Genomic DNA, 25,802 nt, shown 5'->3' with positions numbered 1-25,802 from the left:
ACCCAATGTGAAACTCATGCCGATGGCGATTACGTCCTGTGGCCGCGCACGATGGCCAACCACGGCGCGAAGGCCGTGTCGAAATCAGCCGGCTGCAGGTCGCTCCAGCTGCGCTGGTAGACCGACTGCCCCGAGCTGACGTCGAGGATTGCTGCATCGCACTCGCCCGAGCTCCAGTAGGTGATGTTGGAAACAACGTGCTCAGTGTCGATGTCGAGGCTACCGGCAGGCTTTTCTGTCGGGCGGCAGCGCGTGGCAGTGCCATGGTTTTCAGCCCAGATCAGAAAGGCATCCAGCCACTCGACATGGATTGTCGGGTCGCGAGTCATGGCGCTCCGGCCGTTGCAGGTTCCTGCCCGTAAGATAGGCAGGCCGACCGGGCGTGTCATCTGCCGCTGCTGCATGTCCATCGAACTCCGCCACCTGCGCTACTTCCTCGCCGTTGCCGATACGCTGCACTTCGGCCAGGCGGCCGAGCGGCTGGGGATGTCGCAGCCGCCGCTCAGCCAGCAGATCCGGCAGCTGGAGGAGCTGATCGGGGCGCGGTTGTTCGTGCGCAGCCATCGCCGCGTGCAGCTCACTGCCGCGGGTGAACTGCTGCAGGAGCGGGCGCGGGCCATCGTGCAGCAGGTGGAAACGGCGGTGGACGAGGTGCAGCGCGCGCAGCGCGGTGAGCAGGGCGAGCTGCATATCGGCCTGACCCGGGCCACGCCGCTGTCGCCGCAGATTCCGCGGTCGATCCTGCAGTACCGGCAGCAGTACCCGCAGGTGCGCCTGCAGCTGAGCGAGATGAACACCCTGCAGCAGATCGATGCGCTGCTCGATGGCAGCCTGGACGTGGGCATCATCCGCAAGCGTGCGCTGCCGCCGGAACTGGTGGCGCACAGCCTGTTTGTCGATCCGCTGGCGTTGATCGTGCACGCCGACCACCCTGCCCTGCGCCGGCTGTCGAAGCAGGGCACGCTGGCGCTGCGTGATTTCGCCCAGGAGCCGTTCGTGGCGTTCCGCCGCAGTGCCGGGGCCGGCATCCACGACCACATGATCGCGCTGTGTGCGGCGGCGGGATTCACCCCGCGCATCGTGCAGGAGGCGGGCGAGGCATCGACGCTGATCAGCCTGGCGGCAGCCGGTCTGGGTGCGGCGATCCTGCCGTCGTCATGCGACCACATCCGGGTGGAAGGCGCGCGCTTCGTGCCGCTGGCCGATGCCGGGGCGCATTCGGAAGTGCAGCTGGCGTGGCGCCGCGAAGGGGTGACGCCGTTGATCCGCAATTTCGCCGGATTGCTGCGCGGGGCGTTCGCGGGCGGGTGATGCGCCGCGCTGCGCGCTCGCCGGGCATGGCCCGGCGCTACCGTCGACCCATCAACACAGGTCGTGTTGCCGGCCAGCGGCCGGCACTACCGGGCATTTGTCAGGCAGCAACCGGCTGCGGGGCGCGCTGCTGCAGGGCCCAGATGATGCCACCGCCGAGCAGGGTCAGCACGCCGGTGAACAGGCACACGCCCAGCCAATCCCAGGCGGCATAGGCCAGGCCACCCACGGCGCCGAGCACGCTGCTGCCCAAGTAATAGGCGAACAGGTACAGCGCCGAGGCTTCGGCACGCATCGAACCGACGCGACTGCCGACCCAGCTGCTGGCCACCGAGTGGCCGCCGAAGAAACCGAAGGTGACCAGCGCGATGCCCAGCGCCATCGTGGTCAGCCACGGCATCGACAGCAGCACGATGCCGGCACCGATCAGGCCGAAGGCAATGGTCAGCACGCGGCCGCGACCGTAGCGCGTGGCCTGCTGGCCCATCCATGCCGAGCTGAAGGTGCCGACCAGGTACACGCTGAAGATCAGGCCGACCACGGTCTGGCTGAGGTGGTACGGCGGCGCCAGCAGGTGGTAGCCCAGGTAGTTGTAGAGGGTGACGAACACGCCCATCAGCACGAACGAGGTGGCGAACAGCCACGGCAGGCCCGGGTCGGCGAACAGCGTGCGCCAGCGCGAAGGCAGCTGGCGCAGGCCACCGCGGCGGGCCTGGAAGTGCCGCGACGGCGGCAGCTGCAGCCACAGCAGCACGGTGCTGGCCACGGCGATGATCGAGACCGCACCGATGCCCCAGCGCCAGCCCCAGTGGTCGGCGATGATGCCGGCCAGCAGGCGCCCGCTCATGCCACCGATGGCGTTGCCACCGATGTACAGGCCCATGGCCAGGCCCAGTGCGCGGCTGTCCATTTCCTCCACCAGGTAGGTCATCGCCACGGCCGGCACCCCGCTCAGGGCCAGGCCCAGCAGCGTGCGCAGCACCAGCATGGTGGTCCAGTCATCGACCAGTGCGGTGCACAGCGACAACAGGGCCGAGGCCATCAGCGCGGCGATCATCATCGGCCGGCGGCCGATCGCATCGGACAGCAGGCCGGCCAGCAGCATGGCCACGGCCAGGGTGCCGGTGCTCAGCGACAGCGACATCGCGCTGCCGGCGGCGGACACCCCGAAGTGGCGGCTGAACTCGGGCAGCAGCGGCTGCACCGTGTACAGCAGGCCGAAGGTCGAGAACCCCGCCAGGAACAGCGCGACCGCCGTGCGCCGGAACGCCGGGGTGCCCTGCTGGATGCGGGTATCGACAACGGAATCGGAGGTGCGGAGGCGGCCGCTGAGGGACGCCGCAGTTTCGCCAGTCATGGGATCGAAGGGCCGTGGGGGCGGCCGACGTGGAGGTACGGGGACCAGCGTAGGCCCCTCGATCCAGTCGATCCATAACCTGATGAGTCAGGATCGATATGTAGAACGTATCAATTCAGCTTAGAGATGCTTCCACTCGAAGCCATCGCCGCGGCGGTAGTAGATGGCCACGGCCCGGCCGTAGACCTTGCCGGCGTCGACGAAGCCGAAGAAGCGGCCATCGAAGCTGTTGCCGCGGTGGTCGCCCAGTACCAGCAGCTTGCCGTCGGGCACCACCAGATCGGCGATGTCGGGGCCGCCACCCATGTCCAGGTCGAGCTGGGCCTGGCGCTCGCCGAAGGCTTCGGTGTCGCGCAGGTCGGCGATCTGCAGCGGCTGGCCGTTGATGGCCAGATGACCGCCATGCAGCTGCACGTGGTCACCGGCCACGGCCACCACGCGCTTGATCAGGCGGGTGCCATCAGCCGGCGAATCGAACACGGCCACCTCGCCGCGCTGCGGGGTGCCGGTGGCCAGCAGCTGCTGGCCCGTGAACGGCAGGCGCAGGCCATAGGCACGCATGTCCACCACCACGCGGTCGCCGGGCTGCAGGGTCGGCTGCATCGAGCCGCTGGGCACCACGTAGTGGTTGGCCAGGGTGTCGCGCGCGGCGGCGAGCAGGCCGAGCATGACCAGCAGCGGCAGCGCTTCCTTCTTCAGCCAGGTGAGCGCGCGTTCGGCAAACGGGGGGCGGGCGGCGGCGTCCATGACAGGTTCCGGTGGGTGGAAGATCGGTCAGACCTGCGGTGGGCGTGGGAGGTTCCCGCGGGGCGCCCGAGGTGGGGTCGGAGCCCTTTCCGCGGCGCGGAAAGGGATCCGACCCCGGCGCGCGTCAGGTGCCGACGTGCACGCGGTTGGCGTGCTCGGCCAGGCCGAGGTGGTCCAGGGCGATGTCCAGCGCCAGCACGTAGCTCTGCGCGCCGTAGCCGGCGGCGATGCCCAGGCGCTGGCCGACACCGGCCGGCAGGCAGGGTTCGGCCACCGCGCCATCGTCGTGCACTTCCACATAGGCGTTGTGCAGGTACGGCAACAGGCGTTGCAGGCGCAGGCTGCCGGCACAGGCGCCGGGGTCAAGCAGGGTCACTTCGCCGCGGCTGTGGTCGGCCACGCGCAGCGCGTCCAGCAGTTCCTGTTCCGAACCGCAGGCGCGGATGGCCACGCTGGTGCCGGCGTCGATCGCGCGGTGCACCAGCGATTTCAGCACCGGTGCCGGCAGCGGCAGCGCCGTGCGGATCAGCGTGCCGGCGGCTTCCGGGCCACGGATGATGAAGATCGACATGGCTCAGCCCTCCTGCGCGAGGCGCCGGCCGACGATCGCCAGCGACAACGGGTAGCCCGCCTGCTGGCTGCGCTGGTCGACCACCACCGCGGCCGGCCCGTGCTGCAGGCGCAGGCGTGCATCCAGGCCCGGCGCGTGCGGGGCCTGCAGTTCGATGTACGAGGCAGGCATGCGCTCCAGCGCCGCCTGCAGGGCGCCGCCCTCGGCCTGCCACTGCGCGTCGTCGACCACGCCTACGTCCAGCAGCACCCAGTCGTCGGCCTGTGCCTGGCACAGGCAGTGGCGCACATCGGACAGGCTGGCGCAGTCGTTGCACAGCACGCGATGGCCGCACAGTTCCAGCGGAAGCTGCGGGCGCGGCACCGACGACGGCGCGTGCCGGATCACCAGGAGGGTCATACACCACCTTGCACATAGCGCCCTGCGGCGCGGTAGGCACACGATGCGCGTGCAGGCCGTAAAGGTGCGATGCCCGTGGATGGCGCGGGGCGTAAAAGGTGCGTAACGCAAACGGGGTCGGAGCCCATTGCGCGGCGCGCAACGGGATCCGACCCCGGGTATCGCAACGAAAAACGGCGGGGTTGCCCCCGCCGTTTTTGTATTTCTTACTTCAGCCCGCGGAACTTCAGCAGCGGTTCCACCGACGGGTCCTTGCCGCGGAAATCGCGGTACAGGGTCGACAGTTCCACGCTGTTGCCGCGCGAGAGGATCTTGTCGCGGAACTCCTGGCCGTTGGCCGCCGTCAGGCCACCGTGTTCGGTGAACCACTGGTAGGCGTCATGGTCCAGCACTTCGGCCCAGAAGTAGGCGTAGTAACCGGCCGAGTAGCCGCCGCCCCAGATGTGGTCGAAGTAGGTGGTGCGGTAACGCGGCGGCACCTGCGGCAGGTCGACCTTGAACTTCTTCAGCGCGCTGGCTTCGAAGGCACCCACGTCCTGCAGCGGGGCATCGGCCTTCTGCGTGTGCCAGGCCAGGTCAAGCAGTGCGGCCGACAGGTACTCGGTGGTCGCATAGCCCTGGTTGAAGCTGCGTGCCTTGAGGATCTTGTCGACCAGTTCCTGCGGCATCGCTTCGCCGGTCTTGTAGTGCTTGGCGTAGTGGGCGAAGACCTTCGGGTCCAGCGCCCAGTGCTCGTTGAACTGCGAGGGGAACTCGACGAAGTCGCGCGAGGTGGCGGTGCCGGCGATCGACGGGTACTTCACGTTCGAGAACATGCCATGCAGGGCGTGGCCGAACTCATGGAACATGGTGGTGACGTCGTCGAAGCTGATCAGCGCAGGCTGGCCATCGGCCGGCTTGGTGAAGTTGCAGACGTTGTAGACCACCGGCTTGGCACCGGTCAGGCCGTCCTGCTCGACGAACACGTCCATCCAGGCGCCGCCGGACTTGGTGTCACGCTTGAAGTAGTCGGTGTAGAACAGGGCCAGCGAGGTGCCGTCCTTGTCGAACACTTCGTACACCTTCATGTCCGGGTTGTAGGTCGGAATGTCGGTGCGCGGCTTGAAGGTGATGCCGTACAGCTGGGTGGCGGCGTAGAAGACGCCGTTCTGCAGCACGTTGTCCAGTTCGAAGTACGGCTTGACCTGCGATTCGTCCAGGTCGTACTTGGCCTTGCGGACCTGCTCGGCGTAGAAGTCCCAATCCGAGGCGGCAACCTGGAAGCCACCCTTCTGGGCGTCGATCACCTTCTGGATCTCACCGGCTTCGGCACGGGCCTTGGCGGTGGCGGCCGGCACGGTGTCGGTCAGCAGCTTCAGCGCCGCGGCCGGGGTCTTGGCCATCTGGTCGCCCAGCTGGTAGTCGGCGAAGGTCTCGAAGCCAAGCAGCTTGGCCTTCTGCGCACGCAGCTGGGCCAGGCGCTGCACGGTCTCGCGCGTGTCGTTCTTGTCGCCACGCTCGGCACGGGTTTCCGAGGCCTTCAGCACGGCAGCGCGCTGGTCGCGGTCGCTGAGCGAACCGAGCACCGGCTGCTGCGTGGTGTTCTGCAGCGGCAGCACGAACTTGCCATCGAGCTTGCGATCCTTGGCGGCGTTGGCCGCGTTGTTGATCGCGTTCTCGTCCAGGCCGGCCAGCTTGGCCTTGTCGTCGACGACCACGGCCGCAGCGGCGGTGGCAGCCACCAGGCGGGTGTGGAACTGGGTGGAGAGAGTGGTCTCTTCCACGTTGAGCTTGCGCAGGCTCGCCTTGTCGGCGTCGGACAGCTGCGCGCCAGCGCGCACCAGGCCGTCGTAGTAATGCTCGACCAGGCGCTTCTGCACCGGGTCCAGCTCCAGCGTGTCACGCTGGTCGTACAGCGACTTCACGCGGGCGAACAGCTTCGGGTCGAGGTTGATCTCGTCCTGGTGCGCGGCCAGCTTCGGGGCGATGTCTTCCTGGATCTTCTGGCGCGCTTCGGTGCCATCGGCCTGGACCAGGCCGAAGAAGATGCGCGACACGCGGTTCAGGGTCTCGCCGCTGCGCTCCATCGCCACGATGGTGTTGTCGAAGGTGGCCGGCTCGGCGTTGTCGGCGATCTTGCGGACTTCGGCCAGGTGCTGGCGCATGCCTTCTTCAAAGGCCGGCGTATAGTCGCTGTCCTTGATCTTGTCGAACTGCGGCGCCTGGAACGGCAGCGTGCTGGCGCTCAGCAGCGGGTTGGTGGAGGCTTCGGCCGGCTGCTGGGCCGGGGCTTTCTGTGCTTCGGACACGGGGGTGGACTCCTTGCCGGAACAGGCCGCCAGCGCCAGGCTGATGGCGGCGGCCAGGACTACGGTACGCGACATGTAAAACGCTCCTTGGGCGGACGGTATGGGATACCAGCCCTCCACCCTACTCCTGTCGCGCTCGCCCGGCATGTGCCGGACGTGGCGCCTCGGTTGCCGGCCGTGGCCGGCTCAGACCGTGCCGCGGGTCTTGCCCATCCAGGGCCGGTAGAACTCACGGATGGCGGCCATGTCGGCGGCATCATCGCCGGTCGGCTGGAACAGCGGGCCGATGCCGATGGTCTTTTCCGGGTAGTGGAAATAGGCGGCCAGGATCGGCACGTCGGCCATCCGGGCGATCTTCAGGAAGCCGGCCTTCCAGTCCTTCACGGCCTTGCGGGTGCCTTCGGGGGTGATGGCGAACCACATCTTCTCGTTGTTGCGCAGCAGGTCCACGGCCTGGCCGACGGTGCCCTGCGGCGCGCTGCGGTCCAGCGGGATCACGCCCAGCTTGTGCAGCAGCGGGCCCAGCGGCCACCAGAACAGCGAGGCCTTGCCCAGCACCTTCACCTTCATGCCCAGCGCGATCTTGGCCGCCATGCCCCACAGGCCGTCCCAGTTGGACGAATGCGGGGCGATGATGAAGACCACTTTGGGAACGTTGGGCAGGGTGCCGACCACCTTCCAGCCGCCCACACGCAGGGTGCAGCGTGCCAGCCAGCGCAGGAAGGCGTTGGGTTTGACCTGCGGCATCTGCGGCGGCACGGCCGGCAGCAATGAATTCGGCTTGTTCAAGCAATCACTCCCAGTCACGTGATGAGCGACCGCGCTTGATCTGCGCGCGCCCGCGTTTGGCGTCCAGACGACGCAGTTTCGACCCGTGGGTCGGCTTGGTGGCCTTGCGTGGTTTGGGCACGCTCAACCCGGCCTGGATGAAGGCCGCCAGCCGCTCGCGCGCATCCTCGCGATTGCGATCCTGGGTCCGGAACCGTTGCGCGTCGATGACCAGCACGCCTTCGCCGGTCATCCGCCGGTCGCGGCGCGCCAGCAGGCGCTCACGCAACGGGTCGGGCAACGAGGGCGAGTTGGCCACGTCGAAACGCAGTTCCACCGCGGTGGAAACCTTGTTGACGTTCTGCCCGCCGGCACCACTGGCACGCACGAACCGCTCGACGATCTCGCCGTCGGGGATTTCAAGCTGCGCGCTGATGGTGACTGGTCCACTGCCCATCCGCGCATTGTAGCGGCAGCCACGTTGCCGTGGATGCCATCGCGCACCGTATGCCGCCGATCAGGCACCGAACACGTCGCCTTCGCCTGTGCAGCGGGTATGCTGGCCATCCCATGTACCGCAGGAAGCTCGCATGACCCGCTTCATTCCCGCCCTGTCCACCGGCCTGCGCCGTACCGTGCTGCTGCTGGCACTGGCAGCGGCCAGCGCGCCGGCCCTGGCCGCGGCGCCCACCGATGCCGACATCAACCGCCTGCTGGCCGCCTCGCGTGCACAGAGCCTGCTGGACGGCATGCTGCCGCAGCTGGAGACGATGCAGCGCCAGCAGTTCGAAGACATCGCCCGGCAGCGCCAGCTGACCCCGCAGCAGACCGAACAGCTGCAGCGCATGCAGCAGCGCACCACCGCCACCCTGACCAAGGCGCTGTCCTGGCAGCAGCTGCGGCCGATGTACGTGGATCTCTACAAGAAGAGCTTCAGCAAGGAAGACGTGCTGGCGATGGCCGAGTTCTACGAGAGCTCGGCCGGGCAGAGCCTGCTGGACAAGACCCCGCTGCTGATGCAGAACGTGATGATCGCCATCCAGGAAAAGATGAAGCCGCTGATGGCCGACCTGGAGAAGGACATGCAGGCGATCCTCGACGAGCCGGAAAAGAAATAACGCCGGGACGTCGGGATGGATGGGGTCAGAGCCCTTTCCCTGCGGGAAAGGGATCCGACCCCGGATCGGTTACGGCACCTGCCAGTCGAACAGGTCCAGGGCCTTCTGGAATTCACCGTCCACCGGCGCCCGCACGTCCACCGTGCCGCCGTCGGGGTGCGGGAAACGCAGGCGTTCGGCGTGCAGCAGCATGCGGTGCACGCCCTGCATGCGGAAATTGCGGTTGTGGCGCCCGTCACCGTGGCTGGTATCGCCGATCAGGTGATGCGAGAGGTGCTTGAGGTGGCGGCGGATCTGCCGGAAGCGGCCGGTCTGCGGCTGGCAGCGCAGCAGCGCATAGCGCGAACTGGCGAAGTCGCCCACCGGCACCGACAGCTCGCCGGTGGCCAGGCGCTGGAAGTCGGTCACCGCGGGCTTCTTCACCGGCTTGCCGGGGCCGCCGTCCAGGTCGTGGTCGACCTGCCAGGCCTCCTCGGCCGGCCAGCCACGGCAGATGGCCAGGTAATCCTTGCTAACCTCGCCGCCCATCAGCGCCTTGCCCAGCACGCTGGCGGTCTCGCGGTCGAAGGCCAGCAGCAGGCAGCCGCTGGTGGCGCGGTCCAGTCGGTGCACCAGGAAGATCGGCCGGCCCAGCTGCTCGCGCAGGCGGTCGGCAAGGAAATCGTCTTCGCCACGGGCCAGCTTGCTGTCATGGACCATCAGCCCGGCCGGCTTGTTGACCACGGCCAGGCGCTCGTCCAGGTGCAGCAGCTGCAAGGGGGCGGTTTCGATCTCGACCGCGGCGAGGGTGTCAGGTTCGGTGCTCACCGCGCGATTATCCCGGCTGCGTACTGAATGCGGTAGAGCCGGCCGCTGGCCGGCTTGGCTCAGGTTGCCGGCCAGCGGCCGGCACTACCTACCGATGGTCAGCCGTTGCGCACGGCCAGCAGTTCGCCGTTGCCCACCGGCACCAGGCTGGTGCTGAAGGCCGTGTCGGCATCCAGCAGCGCGCGCAGCGGCTCCATCTGTGCAGCGTGCGAGGTGGCGTTGTCGACTACCAGCAGGCCGCCGGGGCGCAGCACGCGACGCAGCTGCGGCCACCAGCCGGCGTACTGTTCGCGGTCCGAATCGAGGAACAGCAGGTCGATGCTGGCATCGGCGGCGCTGGCCAGCCATTGCCCGGCATCGCCGTGCACCAGGCGGATGCACCCGGCCAGGCCGCTGCGTTCGAAATTCGCCTGCGCCAGCGCGACCTTGTCGGCGGCGTACTCCAGCGTGGTGACGTGGCCATCGATGGCTGCCGCGGCTTCAGCCAGCCACAGCGTGGAGTAACCATTGGAGGTGCCGATTTCCAGCACCCGCCGCGCCTGGCCGAAGCGCACCAGCACCGACAGCAGCTCACCGGTGTCGGCGGTGATGTTCAGCATGCGCCGGCCGCGTTCGGTCTCGCAAGCATCGTTGGCCGCGCCGTGGCGGGCCAGTTCATCCTTCAGCGCCTGCAGTGCGGTGTTCACCGCCACCACGCGCGGGCCAGGGCGAAGGCGCCCACCGCGGCGGCACCCAGGCTCAGCACCGGCAGGTCGCCCCAGTACCAGCCCGGCGGCTGCAGCACGTACATCAGCGTGGCGATGGCCAGCAGGCCGACGCCGGTGATGGCGCCGACCGCGCGCTTCTGCAGGCGCTGCAGGCTGGCATCAAGGGTGACCAGGTCACGCGAGCGCATCGCCAGTTCGTGGCGGCCTTCCACCTGCTGGGTCAGCCAGGCGTGCACCAGGCGCGGCATGTCCGGCGCGTGGGTCATGATTTCCGGCAGGCGCTTGCCGATCTCGCGCACGACCCGACGCGGGCTGTAGCGCTCGCGCAGGATCTTCGCCAGCACCGGCTTGGCCACCGCCCAGATGTCGATCTGCGGATCCAGCTGGCGGCCCACGCCTTCGATGTTCAGCAGCGTCTTCTGCAGCAGGATCAGCTGCGGCTGCAGGGTCAGCTGGTAGCGCTGGGCCACCCGGAACAGCTTCAGCAGCACCTCGGCCAGCGAGATCTGCGACAGCGGGCGGGTGAAGTACGGTTCGCACACCGACCGCACCGCCGCTTCCAGGTCGTCGATGCGCACGTTGTCCGGCATCCAGCGCGCCTGCACGTGCAGTTCGGCGATGCGGCGGTAATCGCGGTTGAAGATGGCCATGAAGTTCTCGGCCAGGTAGTACTGATCTTCCTGCGAGAGCTGGCCCATGATGCCGAAATCCAGCGCGATGAAGCGCGGGTTGTCGCGGCGCGCCGGATCGGTGTCGACCCAGATGTTGCCGGCGTGCGCATCGGCGTGGAAGAAGTTATCGCGGAACACCTGGGTGTAGAACACCCGCACGCCCTTGGCGGCCAGCGCCTTGCGGTCGATGCCGGCCTTGTCCAGCGCGACGATGTCATCGGAGGGAATGCCCCACACCCGTTCCAGGGTCAGCGCGCGCTCGGCGGTGTGGCTCCAGATCACTTCCGGCACGTACAGGTCGTCGCTGTTTTCCCAGAAGCGGCGCAGCACGCTGGCATTGGCGCCTTCGCGCTGCAGGTCCAGCTCGGCGGCCAGGGTGTTCTCGACTTCGGCCACCACTTCGCGCGGGCGGATCTTGTCGGCACGCGGGTGGGTGCGTTCGACCAGCGCGGCCAGTGAATTGAGCAGGGCGATGTCGGCGTCGATCTGCTTCTCGATGCCCGGGCGCAGCACCTTCACGACCACCTGGCGGCCATCGGCGAGGGTCGCGGCATGCACCTGCGCGATCGAGGCCGAGGCCAGCGGCTCGGTGTCGAAGCTGGCGAAGGCTTCGCTGACCGGCAGGCCCAGCGCTTCTTCAACGATGCGGCGCGCGGTGTCGCCATCGAAGGGCTTGACCCGGTCCTGCAGCAGGGTCAGTTCGTTGGCCACGTCCGGCGGCACCAGGTCGCGGCGGGTGGACAGGATCTGGCCGAACTTGACGAAGATCGGGCCGAGGTCCTGCAGCGCCAGTCGCAGGCGTGCGCCACGCGACTGCGCGGCGATGTCGGCCGAGGCACGCGGCACGAAGGGCTTGGCCAGGCGCAGCCAGCGCTCGGCCGGGGTGCCCTGCAGCAGGTCGTCGAGGCGGTAGCGCAGGATGACGCGGCCGATGCGGTTGGCCCGCAGCAGCGCCTTCATGCGGCACCCCGCAGGCGCTGCACGCGTGCGCCGAGGCGCTCGACGTCATCACGCAACACGTCCACGTCGTCGTGGAAGGCATCCAGTTCGGCACGTGGCACCACGTCGCGCGACTCCTCGGTAATGAATTCGGCGGCGCTGTGGGCCAGGTCGATGGCGCCCTGGCGCGCGTGCTGCAGGGCGCTGCGCAGGGTGTTGGCGACCTGCACGCCGAGCACCTCGCCGAACACGCTGACGAAGGGCTGCTGCCAGTCGGGGTCGAAGCCCTTGGCCAGCTGCTGCAGGCGGCGCGCCAGTTCGGCATCGCCGGCCACGCGCACGCGGCCCTTGCCGTTGTCGTTGCCGCGGCGGGCGTTGGCCAGCAGCGGCAGCTGGGCGAGCACGCCGGCCAGGCTGCTGCGCACGGCCAAATCGGCTTCCTGTGCATCCACCGGGCCGACGCGCAGCATGTCGCCATCGACGCTGATGCGCATCGCCAGCGACGGGGCGTCCAGGGTCAGGTCGATGTGGCGGCCGTCGAGGCTGGCCAGGGCGTGCCGGGTATCCGGATCCAGCGCCAGTGCGCGGTTCAGTGCGGTCTGCAGGGCGCGGCCGGCGACTGGCTTGAGGGACGAGAGCAGGGAGAGAGCCATGTGTGCATTCTACCTGCGTGGGTGGGGGGCTTGGGCCGGGCTGCCGCCCGGCACCCGCAACGTCAACGTCAACGTCAACTTCAGAAGCGGGCTATCCGTGGGATGGCGGGGTGGGTCCGGTTGAGGGGGACGCCGTAAACCCCCCTCCGGGGTCCGGCCCAGCCGCTGGCGGCTGTGCGTTCGGGCGCTTGCGAAGCAGTGCTTCGCAAGCAAAGCGCCCTCACCCATGGGGGCTTGGTCGCCGCATCCATGCGGCTCACACCCCCTCAACCGGACCCACCCCGCCTTCGACAGTTTCCCGTGAGCTGTCGGAACGGCCTTCTGCTTTGGTGGGTGCCGACCGTTGGTCGGCACGGGGTCGGATCCCGTTGCTGTGCAACGGGCTCTGACCCCATGGCTGATTCATGCGTGCCTCACCTGGTGGGCCATGAAAGGTTCATGCTGTGTGGCCTTGTTACACAGGACAACACGCATGGCACGGACCCGGGTCGGCATCATTTTCGGGGGCATGTCCTCCGAGCACGAAGTGTCGCTGCAGTCGGCGAAGAACATCCTCGATGCGCTCGATCGCGAGCGCTTCGAGCCGGTGCTGGTGGGCATCGACAAGCAGGGCCAGTGGCACCTCAGCCAGCCCGAGACCTTTCTGATCAATGCCGATGATCCGGCACGCATCGCGCTGCACCCTTCGGGCACGGCGCTGGCGGTGCGGCCCGGTGCCGGGCAGGCGCAGCTGCAGCCGGTGGATGCGTCCACCGCGCTCGGCCAGATCGATGTGGTGCTGCCCATCGTGCACGGGCCGCTGGGTGAGGATGGCGCGCTGCAGGGGCTGCTGCGCATGGCCAACCTGCCCTTCGTGGGTTCGCCGGTGCTGGGCTCGGCGGCGGCGATGGACAAGGACGTGGCCAAGCGGCTGCTGCGCGATGCGGGGCTGCCGGTGGCGCCGTGGGTGTGCATCCGTCGCCACGAGGCGGCAAGCGTGGACGTGCAGGCACTGATCGCGCAGCTGGGGCTGCCGCTGTTCGTCAAGCCGGCCAACCAGGGCTCGTCGGTGGGGGTCAGCAAGGTCAAGCAGGCCGGTGAGTTCGCCGAGGCGCTGCAGCTGGCGCTGCGCCATGACCACAAGGTGCTGGTGGAGTCGGCCGTGCTCGGCCGCGAGATCGAGTGCGCGGTACTCGGCAACGACCTGCCGCAGGCCAGTGTCTGCGGCGAGGTGGTGGTGCACGACGAGTTCTATGCCTACGACACCAAGTACATCAACCCCGATGGGGCGGACGTGGTGGTGCCGGCGGCGATCGATGGCGATGCGCAGGCACGCATCCAGCAGATCGCGCTGCAGGCTTACCAGGTGCTGGAGTGTGCGGGCATGGCGCGGGTGGATGTGTTCCTCACCTCAGATGGGCAGATCGTCATCAACGAGATCAACACCCTGCCCGGCTTCACCCGCATCAGCATGTACCCCAAGCTGTGGGGCGCCAGCGGGTTGGGCTATACCGCGCTGATCACGCGGTTGATCGAACTGGCGCTGGAAAGGCACGCGGCCGATCGGGCGCTGATGTAACCCGCTTGACCCGCTTTTGTAGAGTCGAGCTTGCTCGACTGGTGTTGGTCAGTCGAGCACGGCTCGACTCTACAGAAAAAGCGGGAAAAGCAGTCGAGCAAGCTCGACTCTACTACCCGCGCTTGCGGAACATCGAGATCACCGCAAGGATCAGAAACACGACGAACAGGATCCAGGCGATGTTCGTGGCGGCACCGGCAATGCCGGAGAAGCCGAGCACGGCGGCGATGATGGCGATGACAAAGAAAATGATGGCGTAATGCAGCATGGCGTTCCTCGCGGGTGGTCCGGCCGGTGTGGCGTTGGGTCCATCCTGCGGATCTGCCGGTGTGCAACCGGTGACGGCGATCTCTTCGGCTGATGAAGCCTTCAGCGCCGTGACGCTGTCGTCACGACGCGGCCTTCAGTCGGCGCAGCCCTTCTTCGATGCTCACCTGCGGCACGTAGCCGAAATCGCGGCGCGCCGGTTCCATGCTGTACCAGTGCGGCGTGCACAGCTGTTCGGCCAGGAAGCGGGTCAGCGGCGGTTCGCCCGGCAGCCGCAGCAGCGGCCACAGGCGCTCGCTGATGGCACCGATGCGATAGGCGGTCTTGAAGCTGAGGGTCTTTTCCACGGCCGGCGCGCCGACGGCCGCCAGCAGCTTGTTGAGCAGCTCGCGCATCGGCAGCGGTTCGCCGTTGGAAATGAAGTAGGCCTTGCCGGCACAGGCCGCACCCGGCGCCAGCGCATCCAGGGCGAGGAAGTGCGCCAGCGCGGCGTTGTCGATGTAGGTGGTGTCGACCTTGTTGCTGCCATCACCGACCAGGCGCAGGCGGCCCTGGCGGGCCCGCTGGGCCAGGCGCGGCACCAGCTGCTGGTCGCCCGGGCCCCAGATCAGGCGCGGGCGCAGTGCCACGGTGGCCAGCGTGGCGTCGTTGGCGGCCAGCACGCGCTGTTCGGCAATCGCCTTGGTCGCCGCATACGGCGCCTGGAAGTTCTCGCCGTAAGGCACTTCGTCTGCGCCCAGCCCTTCCACCGGATGGGTGGCACGGTGGGTCACGCTGGGCGTGGAGGTGTAGACCAGCTTGCCGATGCCGTGCGCGCGGCAGGCGGCAATGACGTTGTCGGTGCCGACCACGTTGGCCTGGTGGTAGCTGTCATAGCTGCCCCATGCACCGGCCTTGGCGCCGTTGTGCAGCACCGCGTCGACGCCGGCCACCGCGTGCAGCACCGCCTGCGCGTCGGCCAGGTCACCACGGATCTGGCCCACGCCCATCGCCTGCAGTTCCGGGTAGTGGCTGCGGTTGAAGGCCAGCACCTGATGGCCACGTTCAAGCAGCCCGCGGCACAGCGCCTGGCCAAGGAAACCACCACCACCGGTGACCAGGATCTTCATGCGCGCTTCTCCAGTTGGGCGCGGGCCCAGACGGCGAGCTTCTCGCGGCCGATCTTGGCGTTGTGACGGATATCGACGGGGAAGGCCGGATGCACCAGGAAGTGCTGCAGTCCGGCGTCGGCGGCATGAGCGGCCGCATGCGCGCGCAGGGTCTCCTGCAGCGCCGGGCCGTCGGACTGCCCACGCTGCAGTTCCACGCACAGCACCGGCACCTGCGCACCGGCGGCGCCGACGCCCACCAGCGCGGTGCGAGCCACGCCGGGCACGGTGTTGAACACCGGCTCGAGCTGTTCGGTGTACAGCGGCCCGTGCGCGGTTTCCACGCGCTGGGTCTTGCGCCCGCAGAACCACAGGCGGCCCTGCGCGTCGAAGTAGCCAACGTCGCCCATGCGGTGCACCACGCGGGTGCTGCCATCGGCCAGGGTTTCGCGGATCTTCGCCGCGGCGGTGGCCTGCGGGCGGTTGAAGTAGGTATCGGTGGCGGTGGGCCCGGCCACGGTGATCTCGCCCACCTCGCCGATGGCCAGCACGCGTGCCTGCGACCACTCGGGCAGCGGCGCATCGTCGATGGCGATGATGCGCACCTCGTTGGGCGCGACCACGCTGCCCACGCAGGTACCGGCACCGGCCTCGGTGGCGGCGCGGGTGCGCTCCAGTTCGCGGCCCTCGACCACGGCCACCGGCAGGCATTCAGTGGCGCCGTAGGGCGTCCAGAACTGCGCGTCGTCGGGCAGCAGGCGGCGGATGGTGGCCACCACGTCCGGCGGCACCGGCGCACCGGCCGAGGTCACCCGGCGCACCGTCGGCAGCGGCCGGCCGTGCTTGGCAAGCACCCGCATCAGGGCCGGCGAACCGAACAGCTGGGTCACCCCGAAGCGCTGGATGGCATCGTGCAGGCGCGCCGGGTCGGCCTGCGCCGGCCGGGTCGGGTCCATGTCCGGGATGACCGAGGTCAGCCCCAGTGCCGGGTCGAACAGGGCGAACGGCGGGAAGGTCGGCAGGTCCACGCCGCCGGCCTCCATGCCGAAGGCGCTGCCCAGCAGCTGGATCTGGCCGACAAAGTGGCGGTGGCGGTAGACCACGCCCTTGGGCACGCCGGTGGAGCCGCTGGTGAACAGGAGGGCGGCCATGTCCTCGCCATCGGTGGCGGCCAGCATCGGGCCGCTGCTGGCACCGGCGCGCTCCAGCGCGGCCAGAGTGGTCCCGCCCCAGCCCAGACGGCGGCCGACGGTGACCAGGCGGGTGGCCGACGGCGCCCAGCGCAGCGCCAGCCGCGCCACGTGGGCCAGCGGGATGCCGATGAAGGCCTCCGGCTGCGCTTCGTCCAGGCACTGCTTCAGCGCGCGCTTGTCGATGCCCGGGTCGACCAGCACCGGCACCGCGCCCAGCTTGAACAGGGCGAACATCAGCAGGAAGAACTCCGGCGAGGGCCGCACCATCACCACCGTGCGCACGCCGCGGCCGATGCCGTAGCCGGCCAGGCCGGCGGCCATGGCGTCGCTGCGGGCGTCCAGCTGGCGGTAGTCCAGGGTCACGTCATAGGCGGCCATGCCGTTGCCGGCACCACGGCGGCCGGGGCAACGGATGGCGATCTGGTCAGGGCGTTCGCGGGCCAGTTCAGGCAGCCGCGCCGCGATATTGCAGGGTCCGTTCATCCGTTCATTGTCGCCGCTTACGGAATTTCTTGCGCGGCCGCCCGCTTCGTGGAAAATCCGCAGCCTCGTTCCCGATTCCCACTGCCGCCCGAGGCGGCTTGCCCATGCAACATCCCTGCATGACCTGCGGCGCCTGCTGCACCCAATACCGCGTGGCCTTCCACTGGATGGAATCGGACGAGGTCACCCCCGGCGGCGTGCCGCACCAGCTAACCGAAGTGCTGGACCCGCACCGCCTGTGCATGCGCGGCACGCACTCCAAGCCGGTGCGCTGCGTGGCGCTGGACGCGCAGATCGGCGTGTATTCGCGCTGCACCATCCACCCCAACCGGCCCAGCGTGTGCCGCGAGGTGGATGCGTCGTGGGAATACGGCAAGGCCAGCCCGCAGTGCGACAAGGCGCGCATCGCCTATGGCCTGGACCCGTTGACCGCGGCGGATTGGGAAGGCGGCGACAACAACCCGATCGCGGCCTGAGGCCTGGGGTCGGACCCGTTTCGGAGAAACGGCTCTGACCCCGGATTGCCCGGATGGGGTCAGAGCCCTCTCTGCGAGAGGGATCCGACCCCGCACATCCATCAGAGCGGGTTCGCGTCCAGGAAGGCGCGGATTTCCGGCACCAGCACTTCGTGCTTGTCTTCCAGCACGTAATGCCCGGCATCCTCGAAGGCGTGCACCTGGGCCTTCGGCAACGCGGCCTGGAAGCCTTCCAGGAAGTGGTGGTCGAACACGAAGTCGCGCAGACCCCAGCCGATGAAGGCCGGGCGGTCGGCGAACGACGGCAGCGCCTGGCCGGCGCGCTCCAGCAGCGACCAGGCCTTGTCGGCCGGCGACAGCGGGATGTCCTGCATGAAGCGGATGGTGCTGATGCGGTTGGCGTAGCTGTTGTACGGCGACACGTAGGCGCGGCGCACGTCGGCCGGCATCTTCCGTTCCACGCCCAGCCACGAGGCACCGGACGAGAACGCGTTGAAGGTGCGGATGATCCACTCGCCGATCTTCCAGTGGCGGCCCAGCCCGATCTGCCAAGGCATCTTCTTGGCCGCCGGCATCGGGAAGGCGGCGGTGTTGAGCACCACCAGGCGCTTCACCTGCGCGTGGTGCGACAGCGCCCAGCCGAAGCCGATCATGCCGCCCCAGTCGTGCACGGCCAGGGTGACCGGGCCGGTGATGCCCAGGTGCTTCAGCAGCGCCTCCAGGTCATCCACGCGCGACTGCAGGGTGTACTCGTAGCGCTGGTCGTCGGGCTTGTCCGACAGGCCCATGCCGATGTGGTCCGGCACGATGCAGCGGTACGTGTCCGACAGGCCGGCCACCAGCGTGCGCCAGTAATAGCTCCACGACGGGTTGCCGTGCACCATCACCACCACCTCGCCATCGCGCGGGCCTTCGTCGAGATAGCTCATCGACAGGCCGGGACGGACCTCGAAACGCTGCGGGTGGGCGGGGTAACCGGGAAGCTGGGACATCGGATCGCACCTGTAGAAAGGGCCGGTAGAACCGGCCCTTGGAATCAACGCAGCGGGCTGCTTACCAGACCACTTCAGCCATCGAGCAGTTCAGGCCCGAGCCGATGCCGAGCAGTGCGATGCGATCGCCCTTCTTCAGCTTGCCCAGCTGCTTGAGCTTGCTCAGCACGATCGGCACCGAGGCCGGGCCGATGTTGCCGTGCTCGCCGAAGATGGTCATGACCTTCTTCGGGTCGATGCCGAAGTTCTTGATGAACGCGGCGGTGTGCGGCTGGCTGACCTGGTGGATGACGAACTGGTCCAGTTCCTCCACGGCCCAGCCGAGGGCGATCTTGGCGGCGGCAAAGGTCTTCTGCGCCAGCTTGATGCCTTCGATCAGCAGCAGGCGGGTGTCGGTGACCATGCGGTCCAGGTTGCCCAGGCACAGCTGGTTCCACTCGGTGGCCGAGCGGGTCACGCCACCCTTGTAGCGCGGGGCGTCGGGCACCAGCTCCGAGCGCGCCATCACCATGGCGGCGGCACCCGAACCGGTGGTCAGGGCGGCCAGCTCGTTGCGGAAATCGTCGGCGGTGACGTCCGGGGCGGTCATCCGCTCCAGGGTCTTTTCGTACACCAGGTTGGCGGTCTCGCCATCCACCACCAGCGCGTAGTCGATGTCACCGCGCTCGAGCATGCGTGCGGCGATGTCCATGCCGTTGATGAAGGCCAGGCAGGCATTGGCGACATCGAAGGTCATGCACTCGTCGCTGACACCGAGGTTGCCGGAGACGATGGAGGCCGTGGACGGCTCCAGGTAGTCGCGGCTGACCGAGGTGTTGACCAGCAGGCCAACCTGGCCGGCGGTGATGCCGGCGTCTTCCAGCGCCTTGCGGCCGGCCATGGTGGCGGCATCGGAGGCGAGGACGCCGTTGTCCCACAGGCGGCGGGCGTGGATGCCGGCGATATCGCCGAGCACGTCGGTGCGGATGCCGAGGCGATCCAACGTCGGCTGCAGCCGTTCGTTGATTTCCTTGGTCGTCAGCGTATGCGGCGCGTCGACGTGTGCCAGGCCGGCGATCGAGACATTCTTGAAGAGCATCGAAGTTAGCGCCAAGGCTCAGGCAAAAGGGGGCGCTATTCTATAACCCCCGGGCTTTCACCGCATCTTTACGAATTCAGCCTTGGCCGTATGGTCCCCGTTCAGCGCGGCGGGCACTGGAAAGCGGCGAAGCGCTGGCTGCCGTCGGCCGGGGCCGCAGCGGCCTGCACGGCGTTGGCGCCGGCACTGGGGGCCTCGTTGCGGGCCAGGGTCTCCAGCTCTTCCTGCACGCGCAGCGGGTTGCGGTTGTAGAAGCCGACCTTGCTCTTCACGGTGACCACGACCTCACCCTTGGTGATGCAGCCCGCCGGCAGCGGGCCCGCCGGGAGCACGCGCACGGTCTTGCCGGCCGGTTCCATCGGCACCCAGGTGCAGGCCGTGACGGTGAGCAGCAGGGACGACAGCAGCAGAAGGCGCATGGGCAGATCCTGGAAGGGTATGGGGCGATTCTGCCTGAACAGCCTGAATCGGGGGTAGCCGGGGGTGGGGTCGGATCCCCCGGGGGGGCCGGGGTCGGATCCCCCGCAGGGGGCTCTGACCCCGGATGCACGACGGGGTTGCCGGCCAGCGGCCGGCACTACCGGGGGAGCCGGCCCGCCACATGGCGGGCCGGGTACTGCCTTATTTCTTGACCGGGTTGCCTTCGGCGTCGATCACGGTCACTTCGCCCAGCTTCAGCGCACGCACGGCCGCTTCGGTCTGCTTGAGGTCACCCACCACCACCCAGGTCAGGCCCTGCGGCTTGATCGCGGCGGCGGCCTGCTGCACCTGGGCCGGGGTCATCGCCTCGATCTCGGCCTTGCGGCGCACCACGTAATCGTCCGGGCGCTTGAACTGCACGATGCTGCCGATGGTCGAGGCCACCGCAGCGGCGGTCTCATAGGCGCCCGGCAGGCTCAGGGTCTGGATGTTGCGGATGCGGTTGACCTCGGCCTCGGTGGCCGGCTTGCTGCCATCGGCGAACTCGGCGATCTCCTTGCGCATTTCCGCCAGGGCCGGACCGGTCTTGTCGATCTGCACCGGCGCCATCGCCATCCACGGGCGCTGGCCCACGGTGCTGCTGGCGCTGCTGCGGGCACCGTAGGACCAGTGCTTGTCCTCGCGCAGGTTCATGTTCAGGCGCGAGGTGAAGTCACCACCGAGCACGCCGTTGGCGATGTCGAAGCGGGTCGAGCCGGTGTCGCTGGACGGCGCCACCACCTGGCCGGCGAACAGGTTGGCCTGCACCGCACCCGGCTGGTCGATCAGGAACACGCGCGGAGCGGTCGGCACGGCCACGGCGGTGCTGGCCTTGATCACCGGCGCATCGCCGCTGGCCTTCCAGTCGCCCAGCTGCTTGTCCAGCAGCGGCACGATCTCGGCCAGGGTGGTGTCACCGACCACGATCAGGGTGCCGTCCTGCGGGCGCAGCCAGTCGCGGTGGAAGTCGACCAGGTCTTCGCGGCCCAGGCTGGTGATCGCCGCTTCGTCACCGCTGCCGGTGAACGGAATGGCGTACGGGTGGCCCTTGCCGTACAGCAGCGGCGGCAGCACGCGCATGGCCACCGCGTTCGGGTTGACCTTCTCCTGCTTGATGCCGGCGATCCACGAGGCCTTGACCCGGTCGATCTCGCCCTGCTCGAAGCGCGGCTCGCGCAGCAGGTCGCGGTACAGCGCCAGCGACGGCACCAGGTTCTCCTTCAGTGCCGACAGGTCGACGGTCACCGAATCCAGGCCGGCACCCGCGTCCAGGCTGGCACCCAGCGCGTCGGCAGCATCGGCGAAGGCCAGCGAACCCAGCTTGCCGGCACCTTCGGTCATCAGGTTCATGGTGAAGTTGGCGGTGCCCGGCTTGCGGCCCTGGTCGGCGGTGAAGCCTCCCGGGAACTGGTAGCTGAACTGCACCACCGGAATCTCGTGGCGCTCGGCCAGCACCACGGTGGTGCCGTTCTTCAGGGTGGCGCGCTGCAGTGCCGGGAACTTCAGCTGCGGGAACTCGCGGGTCTGCGGCACGCCGGCCTTGCGGTCGACCTGTTCCGGCAGGGTGCTGTACTTGCTGTCCACGGCCGGCACGTTGAACGGCTTCGGCGTGGCCGAGGCTTCTTCCTGCAGCGCGACGCGCTCACCGGGCTCGACCACCAGGGTGTGGCTGCCCTTGTCCAGCCACTGCGCGCCCACGCGCTTGAGGTCGGCGGCGGTGGCCTTGTCGATGTTGGCCAGCGAGGTGCGGAAGCAGCCCGGGTCGCCGGTGTAGACCGCGCACTCGGCCAGCGCGTCGGCCTTGCCGCCGAAGCCACCGATGCGCTCGATGCCGCGGATGAAGCCGGCGCGGAAGCCGGTCTTGGCGCGCGACAGCTCGTCGGCGGTCGGCCCGTCCTTCAGCAGGCGCTCGATCTCCTCATCGATGATCTTCTCGACCTGGGCCGGGTCCTGGCCCTGCTTCACGGTGGCCATGACCATGAAGTTGGAGCCCAGCTGCGAACCGTAGGCACCGGCGCTGATGTTGTCCACCAGCTTGTCCTGGTGCTGCAGGCGCTGGCTCAGGCGCGAGGACTTGGCGCCACCGAGGATCTGCCCCAGCAGCTGCAGCTGGTCGATGTCGGTGGTGCCGACCTGGGCCACATTCCAGGCGCGGTAGATGCGCGCCTGCGGCACCTTGTCGTTCATCACTTCACGGGTGTCGGCATCGCGCTTGGCGACGTCCACCTTCGGCTGGGCCATGGTCGGGCCGGCCGGGATGCTGCCGAAGTACTTGGCGGCCTTTTCCTTGGCGGTGGCCAGGTCGATGTCGCCGGCCAGCACCAGCACCGCGTTGTTGGGGCCGTACCAGGTGCGGAACCAGGTCTTGACGTCATCCAGCGAGGCGGCGTTGAGGTCGTTCATCGAACCGATGACGCTGTGGTGGTATGGGTGGCCGACCGGGTACAGCGAACGGTTGATCTTCTCCCACACCTGGCCATAGGGCTGGTTCTCGCCCTGGCGCTTCTCGTTCTGCACCACGCCGCGCTGCTCATCCAGCGCCGCCTGGTCGATCGCACCGACGAGGTGGCCCATGCGGTCCGATTCCATCCACAGCGCCATGTCCAGCGCGGTGGTCGGCACGTTCTCGAAGTAGTTGGTGCGGTCGGTGTTGGTGGTGCCGTTCTGGCCGGTGGCACCGACCTGCTTGAAGGGCTCGAAGTACTCGCCGTCGTGGTTCTCGCTGCTCTGGAACATCAGGTGTTCGAACAGGTGCGCGAAACCGGTACGGCCGGCCGGCTCGTCCTTGCTGCCCACGTGGTACCAGATGTTGACCGCCACGATCGGCGCCTTGCGGTCGGTATGCACGATCACGCGCAGGCCGTTGGGCAGGGTGAACTGCTCGAACGGGATATCGACCTTGGTGGCGGCGGCCGGCTTGGCCGCCAGTGCGGCGGTCGGCGCAAGCGTGCCGAGGGCGGTACTGAGGGCGACGGCCAGCAGCGCGGTGCGCGGGCGCAGGGCGAGAGACATTTCCGGATCCTTGGTCACGTTGGTGAATCGCGATCCTAGCGCGCGGGCGCGGGGGCCGGTATCGGCCACCAGTCACTGGGGGTGTTTGCCGCCGAGGGCCTCCCCGGCCCGCTTCGAGGCGGTCACGGCCCGCCCGGTTCATGGTCCGGACAGTGTCCACCGCCGTTCGAACGGACAGGTGTCCGCCCTGCGGACACTCTTCACTCGCCTCGAAACCCTTTCAAATCAATGGCCTGTAGTTGGCACGGGGATTGCTTTGTGTATCCCGTGCCAGGAAGGGCTTCAGATCAAAAATGACTGGATGCTGAACAAAAGCAGGGATTTGAAAATTTTCCTTGCAAGCCCCGAATCGGTGTACTACCTTACTACCACACCACCGCTCACCAACACTAAACAGGCCCCGTCATGAACACCAAGACCATTGCCATCGCCATCGCCCTGATTGCCGGCACCGCGGTTGTTTCGTCGGTGCAGGCCTCCGAATCCATCAAGACCCTGTCCACCGTGCAGGTCCGCCCGGCCGCCGACCAGCTGGCCCAGCAGGCCTGGGAACAGGCCAGCGGCATCGTCACCCTCGCCACCGTGGAAGTGCGCCCCAGCGCCGACCAGCTGGCCGAGCGCGACGGCTTCATCGCCGCCCCGGTCGCCGCCGCCCTGCCGATCACCACCCTGGCCGCCGTCGAAGTGCGCCCGAGCCTGGAACAGCGCGTGGCCCTGGCCGCCGAGCTGGAAGCCCAGCGCTACGCCGCCACCCTGGCCGCCGCCGCCACCAGCGTCGCCAACCAGGTCATCACCAACCTGCCGGCCCTGCAGGTGCGCCCGAGTTCTGCCGATCTGCAGGCCCTGGCCACCGAAACCGCCCAGGTCCTGCTGCGCCCGTAAGCGGCGTCCGCCCTGCCTCGCGCAGGGCGTGCGCCGTAATGGCGGCATCGGTCGCAGGTACACTGCAGCGATGAATGCCGCGCCCCTGTTCCACGTGATCCTGTTCCAACCGGAAATCCCGCCCAACACGGGCAATGTGATCCGGCTCTGCGCCAACACCGGCGCGCAGCTGCACCTGGTCGAACCACTCGGGTTCGCACTGGAAGACAAGCAGCTCAAGCGCGCCGGGCTGGACTACCACGAGTATTCGCGCCTGCAGGTGCACCCCGACCTGGACACCGCGCTGGCGCGCATCGCGCCCAAGCGGCTGTTCGCCCTGAGTACCCGGGCCAGCGTGCGCTATGACAGCGTCGGGTTCGAAGAAGGCGATGCCTTCCTGTTCGGGCCGGAAAGCCGCGGCCTGCCGCAGGACCTGCTCGATGCCCTGCCCGAAGGCCGCCGCCTGCGCCTGCCAATGCGCCCGGACAACCGCAGCCTCAATCTGTCCAACACCGTGGCCGTGGTGATGTACGAGGCCTGGCGCCAGCACGGGTTTGCCGGCGGCGCGTGATCCCGCGCACGGCCGGCATCTGCAGTAGATCCACGCCATGCGTGGATGGCCGTCAAAACGCGCTGATCCCGGTCAGCTCCCTGCCGATCACCAGCTGGTGCACGGTCTCGGTGCCTTCATAGGTGATCACCGATTCCAGGTTCAGCGCATGCCGGATCGCCACGTGCTCGGTGGTGATGCCCGCGCCGCCCAGCAGGTCGCGGCATTCGCGGGCGATATCAATGGCCATGCGGCAGTTGTTCCACTTGGCCAGGCTGACCTGCTGCGGCTGCAGCTGGCCGGCCTCCTTCAGGCGGCCCAGCTGCAGGGCCAGCAGCTGTGCGGTGGTGATGCGGCGGGCCATCTCGGCCAGCTTGATCTGCGCGCTCTGGGTGGCGGCCAGCGGGCGGCCGAACAGCACGCGTTCCTTGGCATAGCCCAGCGCCTCATCGAGGCAGGCGATGGCCGAACCGATCGGGCCCCAGCTGATGCCGAAGCGGGCCTGGGTCAGGCAGCCCAGCGGGCCCTTCAGGCCCTTCACGTTCGGCAGGCGGTGGCTGTCGGGCACGCGCACGTCATCGAAGTACAGCGCACCGGTCAGCGAGGCACGCAGGCTCATCTTGTGCTTGATTTCCTGCGTGGTGAAACCGGCCATGCCCTTTTCCAGCACGAAGCCCTGGATGCCGTCCTCGGTCTGCGCCCAGACGATGGCCAGGTCGGCCACCGGGCCGCTGGTGATCCACATCTTGCTGCCGTTGATGCGCCAGTCACTGCCGTCGCGCACCGCGCGGGTCTTCATGCTGGCCGGGTCGGAGCCGCCGTGCGCCTCGGTCAGGCCGAAGCAGCCGATCAGCTCGCCGCGGGCCATCGCCGGCAGCCACTGGCGACGCTGTTCCTCGCTGCCGTAGGCGTAGATGGGGTACATGCACAGCGAGCTCTGTACCGACACGAAGCTGCGCAGACCGGAATCGCCGCGCTCCAGCTCCTGGCAGATCAGGCCGTAGCTGACCGCACCGAGGTCGCCGCCACCGTATTCGGCCGGCAGGGTCGCGCCGAGCAGGCCCAGTGCCGCCACCTCCGGCACCAGCTCCTCGGGGAAGCGGGCCTGGTCGAAGGCATCGCCGATGATCGGCAGCACGCGCTCGTTGGTGAAGCGGGCCACGCTGTCCTGCACCGCGCGCTCTTCCTCGCTGAGCAGGGAACGGACATCGAACAGATCGTACGGATGCAAAGCCATGGCACTCACGCGCAGTCAGGACCGGGCCATTGTCGGTCATTCGGGGCCAGGACATTACGCTGCGCTGCAGCAATCGTGCGGTGAACGGCGTCTATCTAGCTCGATCACGCGCGGCCCGGTACCCTGACACATTCAAACAACCGTTTCGCTCGTGGCCGCACGCGCGATTCCCAGGCACCGCCGGTGGCCCCGATGCCGGCCCTACCCACGAG

At 68.3% G+C, this 25,802-nt stretch carries 26 protein-coding genes; 6 read left to right on the top strand and 20 right to left on the bottom strand.

Annotation, left to right across the window (positions count from 1 at the left end; all coding sequences use genetic code 11):
• Positions 1–29: 29 nt before the first annotated feature.
• On the bottom strand, positions 30–329 hold the full coding sequence (locus C1925_RS01200) for a hypothetical protein (RefSeq protein WP_216821987.1): 300 nt from the start codon (positions 327–329) through the stop codon (positions 30–32).
• A 73-nt stretch (positions 330–402) separates the two neighbouring features.
• Between C1925_RS01200 and C1925_RS01195 the strand changes: the two genes are divergently transcribed.
• Positions 403–1,311 carry a LysR family transcriptional regulator gene (locus C1925_RS01195; RefSeq protein WP_108767338.1) on the top strand — a complete coding sequence of 303 codons (909 nt, stop codon included), beginning with the start codon at positions 403–405 and terminating at the stop codon, positions 1,309–1,311.
• A 100-nt stretch (positions 1,312–1,411) separates the two neighbouring features.
• Here the strand turns inward: C1925_RS01195 and C1925_RS01190 are convergent, their stop codons facing one another.
• From C1925_RS01190 to arfB, 7 genes are all read right to left on the bottom strand, one after another.
• Positions 1,412–2,668 (bottom strand): MFS transporter, encoded by a 1,257-nt coding sequence (locus C1925_RS01190; RefSeq protein WP_108767337.1) that lies wholly within the window; start codon positions 2,666–2,668, stop codon positions 1,412–1,414.
• Positions 2,669–2,788: 120 nt separating this feature from the next.
• Entirely contained in the window at positions 2,789–3,415 is a 627-nt protein-coding gene (gene lepB, locus C1925_RS01185) for a signal peptidase I (protein ID WP_108767336.1), read from the bottom strand.
• Positions 3,416–3,539: 124 nt separating this feature from the next.
• Positions 3,540–3,986, bottom strand: a complete 447-nt coding sequence (locus C1925_RS01180; RefSeq protein WP_049467841.1) for a hypothetical protein — start codon at positions 3,984–3,986, stop codon at positions 3,540–3,542.
• 3 nt (positions 3,987–3,989) lie between these two features.
• Complete coding sequence (locus C1925_RS01175; RefSeq protein ID WP_108767335.1) at positions 3,990–4,385, bottom strand: hypothetical protein; 396 nt, start codon at positions 4,383–4,385, stop codon at positions 3,990–3,992.
• A gap of 206 nt (positions 4,386–4,591) precedes the next feature.
• Entirely contained in the window at positions 4,592–6,748 is a 2,157-nt protein-coding gene (gene dcp, locus C1925_RS01170) for a peptidyl-dipeptidase Dcp (RefSeq protein ID WP_108767334.1), read from the bottom strand.
• A gap of 111 nt (positions 6,749–6,859) precedes the next feature.
• Entirely contained in the window at positions 6,860–7,462 is a 603-nt protein-coding gene (locus C1925_RS01165) for a lysophospholipid acyltransferase family protein (protein ID WP_108767333.1), read from the bottom strand.
• Between the two features lie 4 nt (positions 7,463–7,466).
• A complete protein-coding gene (gene arfB, locus C1925_RS01160) occupies positions 7,467–7,898 on the bottom strand; it encodes an alternative ribosome rescue aminoacyl-tRNA hydrolase ArfB (protein ID WP_108767332.1) in 432 nt (143 codons plus the stop codon).
• A 133-nt stretch (positions 7,899–8,031) separates the two neighbouring features.
• Here arfB and C1925_RS01155 point away from each other — a divergent pair, with 133 nt between their 5' ends.
• Entirely contained in the window at positions 8,032–8,559 is a 528-nt protein-coding gene (locus C1925_RS01155) for a DUF2059 domain-containing protein (RefSeq protein WP_108767331.1), read from the top strand.
• Between the two features lie 69 nt (positions 8,560–8,628).
• On the opposite strand, the gene C1925_RS01150 is transcribed toward C1925_RS01155, so the two are convergent.
• The 4 genes from C1925_RS01150 to C1925_RS01135 all read right to left on the bottom strand — a co-directional run bounded on the left by C1925_RS01150 (position 8,629) and on the right by C1925_RS01135 (position 12,336).
• Positions 8,629–9,366 carry a pseudouridine synthase gene (locus C1925_RS01150; RefSeq protein ID WP_108767330.1) on the bottom strand — a complete coding sequence of 246 codons (738 nt, stop codon included), beginning with the start codon at positions 9,364–9,366 and terminating at the stop codon, positions 8,629–8,631.
• Positions 9,367–9,464: 98 nt separating this feature from the next.
• A complete protein-coding gene (locus C1925_RS01145; protein WP_108770577.1) occupies positions 9,465–10,052 on the bottom strand; it encodes an O-methyltransferase in 588 nt (195 codons plus the stop codon).
• On the bottom strand, positions 10,049–11,704 hold the full coding sequence (gene ubiB / locus C1925_RS01140; RefSeq protein WP_108767329.1) for a ubiquinone biosynthesis regulatory protein kinase UbiB: 1,656 nt from the start codon (positions 11,702–11,704) through the stop codon (positions 10,049–10,051). The genes C1925_RS01145 and ubiB overlap by 4 nt, the downstream gene beginning before the upstream one ends.
• A complete protein-coding gene (locus tag C1925_RS01135; protein ID WP_108767328.1) occupies positions 11,701–12,336 on the bottom strand; it encodes an SCP2 sterol-binding domain-containing protein in 636 nt (211 codons plus the stop codon). Before C1925_RS01135 ends, ubiB begins: the two co-directional genes overlap by 4 nt.
• Positions 12,337–12,808: 472 nt before the next feature.
• Between C1925_RS01135 and ddlA the strand changes: the two genes are divergently transcribed.
• A complete protein-coding gene (gene ddlA, locus C1925_RS01130; protein ID WP_108767327.1) occupies positions 12,809–13,894 on the top strand; it encodes a D-alanine--D-alanine ligase in 1,086 nt (361 codons plus the stop codon).
• A gap of 112 nt (positions 13,895–14,006) precedes the next feature.
• Here the strand turns inward: ddlA and C1925_RS01125 are convergent, their stop codons facing one another.
• The 3 genes from C1925_RS01125 to oleC form a co-directional block, all read right to left on the bottom strand.
• The gene (locus tag C1925_RS01125; protein WP_005407633.1) at positions 14,007–14,162 is read right to left on the bottom strand and encodes a DUF1328 domain-containing protein; all 156 of its coding nucleotides are present in this window, start codon (positions 14,160–14,162) and stop codon (positions 14,007–14,009) included.
• A 121-nt stretch (positions 14,163–14,283) separates the two neighbouring features.
• On the bottom strand, positions 14,284–15,270 hold the full coding sequence (oleD, locus tag C1925_RS01120) for a 2-alkyl-3-oxoalkanoate reductase (RefSeq protein WP_108767326.1): 987 nt from the start codon (positions 15,268–15,270) through the stop codon (positions 14,284–14,286).
• Positions 15,267–16,925 carry an olefin beta-lactone synthetase gene (oleC, locus tag C1925_RS01115; RefSeq protein ID WP_108767325.1) on the bottom strand — a complete coding sequence of 553 codons (1,659 nt, stop codon included), beginning with the start codon at positions 16,923–16,925 and terminating at the stop codon, positions 15,267–15,269. Before oleC ends, oleD begins: the two co-directional genes overlap by 4 nt.
• A gap of 104 nt (positions 16,926–17,029) precedes the next feature.
• Here oleC and C1925_RS01110 point away from each other — a divergent pair, with 104 nt between their 5' ends.
• Positions 17,030–17,401: a YkgJ family cysteine cluster protein gene (locus tag C1925_RS01110; protein ID WP_108767324.1), complete on the top strand. Its 372-nt coding sequence runs from the start codon at positions 17,030–17,032 to the stop codon at positions 17,399–17,401.
• 101 nt (positions 17,402–17,502) lie between these two features.
• Here C1925_RS01110 and C1925_RS01105 read toward each other — a convergent pair whose 3' ends face one another.
• The 4 genes from C1925_RS01105 to C1925_RS01090 form a co-directional block, all read right to left on the bottom strand.
• On the bottom strand, positions 17,503–18,393 hold the full coding sequence (locus C1925_RS01105) for an alpha/beta fold hydrolase (RefSeq protein ID WP_108767323.1): 891 nt from the start codon (positions 18,391–18,393) through the stop codon (positions 17,503–17,505).
• A 61-nt stretch (positions 18,394–18,454) separates the two neighbouring features.
• A complete protein-coding gene (locus tag C1925_RS01100) occupies positions 18,455–19,471 on the bottom strand; it encodes a 3-oxoacyl-ACP synthase III (protein ID WP_079224786.1) in 1,017 nt (338 codons plus the stop codon).
• A gap of 101 nt (positions 19,472–19,572) precedes the next feature.
• Complete coding sequence (locus C1925_RS01095) at positions 19,573–19,890, bottom strand: DUF4156 domain-containing protein (RefSeq protein ID WP_108767322.1); 318 nt, start codon at positions 19,888–19,890, stop codon at positions 19,573–19,575.
• 202 nt (positions 19,891–20,092) lie between these two features.
• Positions 20,093–22,942, bottom strand: a complete 2,850-nt coding sequence (locus C1925_RS01090) for a pitrilysin family protein (RefSeq protein ID WP_108767321.1) — start codon at positions 22,940–22,942, stop codon at positions 20,093–20,095.
• A 405-nt stretch (positions 22,943–23,347) separates the two neighbouring features.
• Here C1925_RS01090 and C1925_RS01085 point away from each other — a divergent pair, with 405 nt between their 5' ends.
• Positions 23,348–23,824, top strand: a complete 477-nt coding sequence (locus C1925_RS01085) for a hypothetical protein (RefSeq protein ID WP_108767320.1) — start codon at positions 23,348–23,350, stop codon at positions 23,822–23,824.
• A gap of 70 nt (positions 23,825–23,894) precedes the next feature.
• The gene (locus C1925_RS01080) at positions 23,895–24,374 is read left to right on the top strand and encodes a tRNA (cytidine(34)-2'-O)-methyltransferase (protein ID WP_108767319.1); all 480 of its coding nucleotides are present in this window, start codon (positions 23,895–23,897) and stop codon (positions 24,372–24,374) included.
• 52 nt (positions 24,375–24,426) lie between these two features.
• Here C1925_RS01080 and C1925_RS01075 read toward each other — a convergent pair whose 3' ends face one another.
• Positions 24,427–25,590, bottom strand: a complete 1,164-nt coding sequence (locus tag C1925_RS01075; RefSeq protein WP_108767318.1) for an acyl-CoA dehydrogenase family protein — start codon at positions 25,588–25,590, stop codon at positions 24,427–24,429.
• Positions 25,591–25,802: the final 212 nt, after the last annotated feature.

Origin of the sequence: Stenotrophomonas sp. SAU14A_NAIMI4_5, from assembly GCF_003086795.1 — a bacterium.
Taxonomy (GTDB): Bacteria; Pseudomonadota; Gammaproteobacteria; order Xanthomonadales; family Xanthomonadaceae; genus Stenotrophomonas.
This window is presented reverse-complemented; position numbering and strand designations above follow the sequence as displayed.

Coding starts and splice junctions, on each gene's coding strand:
- ubiB (WP_108767329.1), bottom strand. CDS start 11,704: ATGAAGGCGCTGCTGCGGGCCAACCGCATCGGCCGCGTCATCCTGCGC.
- C1925_RS01085 (WP_108767320.1), top strand. CDS start 23,348: ATGAACACCAAGACCATTGCCATCGCCATCGCCCTGATTGCCGGCACC.
- C1925_RS01075 (WP_108767318.1), bottom strand. CDS start 25,590: ATGGCTTTGCATCCGTACGATCTGTTCGATGTCCGTTCCCTGCTCAGC.
- C1925_RS01190 (WP_108767337.1), bottom strand. CDS start 2,668: ATGACTGGCGAAACTGCGGCGTCCCTCAGCGGCCGCCTCCGCACCTCC.
- lepB (WP_108767336.1), bottom strand. CDS start 3,415: ATGGACGCCGCCGCCCGCCCCCCGTTTGCCGAACGCGCGCTCACCTGG.
- arfB (WP_108767332.1), bottom strand. CDS start 7,898: ATGGGCAGTGGACCAGTCACCATCAGCGCGCAGCTTGAAATCCCCGAC.
- C1925_RS01125 (WP_005407633.1), bottom strand. CDS start 14,162: ATGCTGCATTACGCCATCATTTTCTTTGTCATCGCCATCATCGCCGCC.
- C1925_RS01105 (WP_108767323.1), bottom strand. CDS start 18,393: ATGTCCCAGCTTCCCGGTTACCCCGCCCACCCGCAGCGTTTCGAGGTC.
- oleC (WP_108767325.1), bottom strand. CDS start 16,925: ATGAACGGACCCTGCAATATCGCGGCGCGGCTGCCTGAACTGGCCCGC.
- oleD (WP_108767326.1), bottom strand. CDS start 15,270: ATGAAGATCCTGGTCACCGGTGGTGGTGGTTTCCTTGGCCAGGCGCTG.
- C1925_RS01095 (WP_108767322.1), bottom strand. CDS start 19,890: ATGCGCCTTCTGCTGCTGTCGTCCCTGCTGCTCACCGTCACGGCCTGC.
- C1925_RS01200 (WP_216821987.1), bottom strand. CDS start 329: ATGACTCGCGACCCGACAATCCATGTCGAGTGGCTGGATGCCTTTCTG.
- C1925_RS01100 (WP_079224786.1), bottom strand. CDS start 19,471: ATGCTCTTCAAGAATGTCTCGATCGCCGGCCTGGCACACGTCGACGCG.
- C1925_RS01155 (WP_108767331.1), top strand. CDS start 8,032: ATGACCCGCTTCATTCCCGCCCTGTCCACCGGCCTGCGCCGTACCGTG.
- C1925_RS01110 (WP_108767324.1), top strand. CDS start 17,030: ATGCAACATCCCTGCATGACCTGCGGCGCCTGCTGCACCCAATACCGC.
- C1925_RS01195 (WP_108767338.1), top strand. CDS start 403: ATGTCCATCGAACTCCGCCACCTGCGCTACTTCCTCGCCGTTGCCGAT.
- C1925_RS01080 (WP_108767319.1), top strand. CDS start 23,895: ATGAATGCCGCGCCCCTGTTCCACGTGATCCTGTTCCAACCGGAAATC.
- C1925_RS01175 (WP_108767335.1), bottom strand. CDS start 4,385: ATGACCCTCCTGGTGATCCGGCACGCGCCGTCGTCGGTGCCGCGCCCG.
- C1925_RS01180 (WP_049467841.1), bottom strand. CDS start 3,986: ATGTCGATCTTCATCATCCGTGGCCCGGAAGCCGCCGGCACGCTGATC.
- C1925_RS01090 (WP_108767321.1), bottom strand. CDS start 22,942: ATGTCTCTCGCCCTGCGCCCGCGCACCGCGCTGCTGGCCGTCGCCCTC.
- dcp (WP_108767334.1), bottom strand. CDS start 6,748: ATGTCGCGTACCGTAGTCCTGGCCGCCGCCATCAGCCTGGCGCTGGCG.
- ddlA (WP_108767327.1), top strand. CDS start 12,809: ATGGCACGGACCCGGGTCGGCATCATTTTCGGGGGCATGTCCTCCGAG.
- C1925_RS01135 (WP_108767328.1), bottom strand. CDS start 12,336: ATGGCTCTCTCCCTGCTCTCGTCCCTCAAGCCAGTCGCCGGCCGCGCC.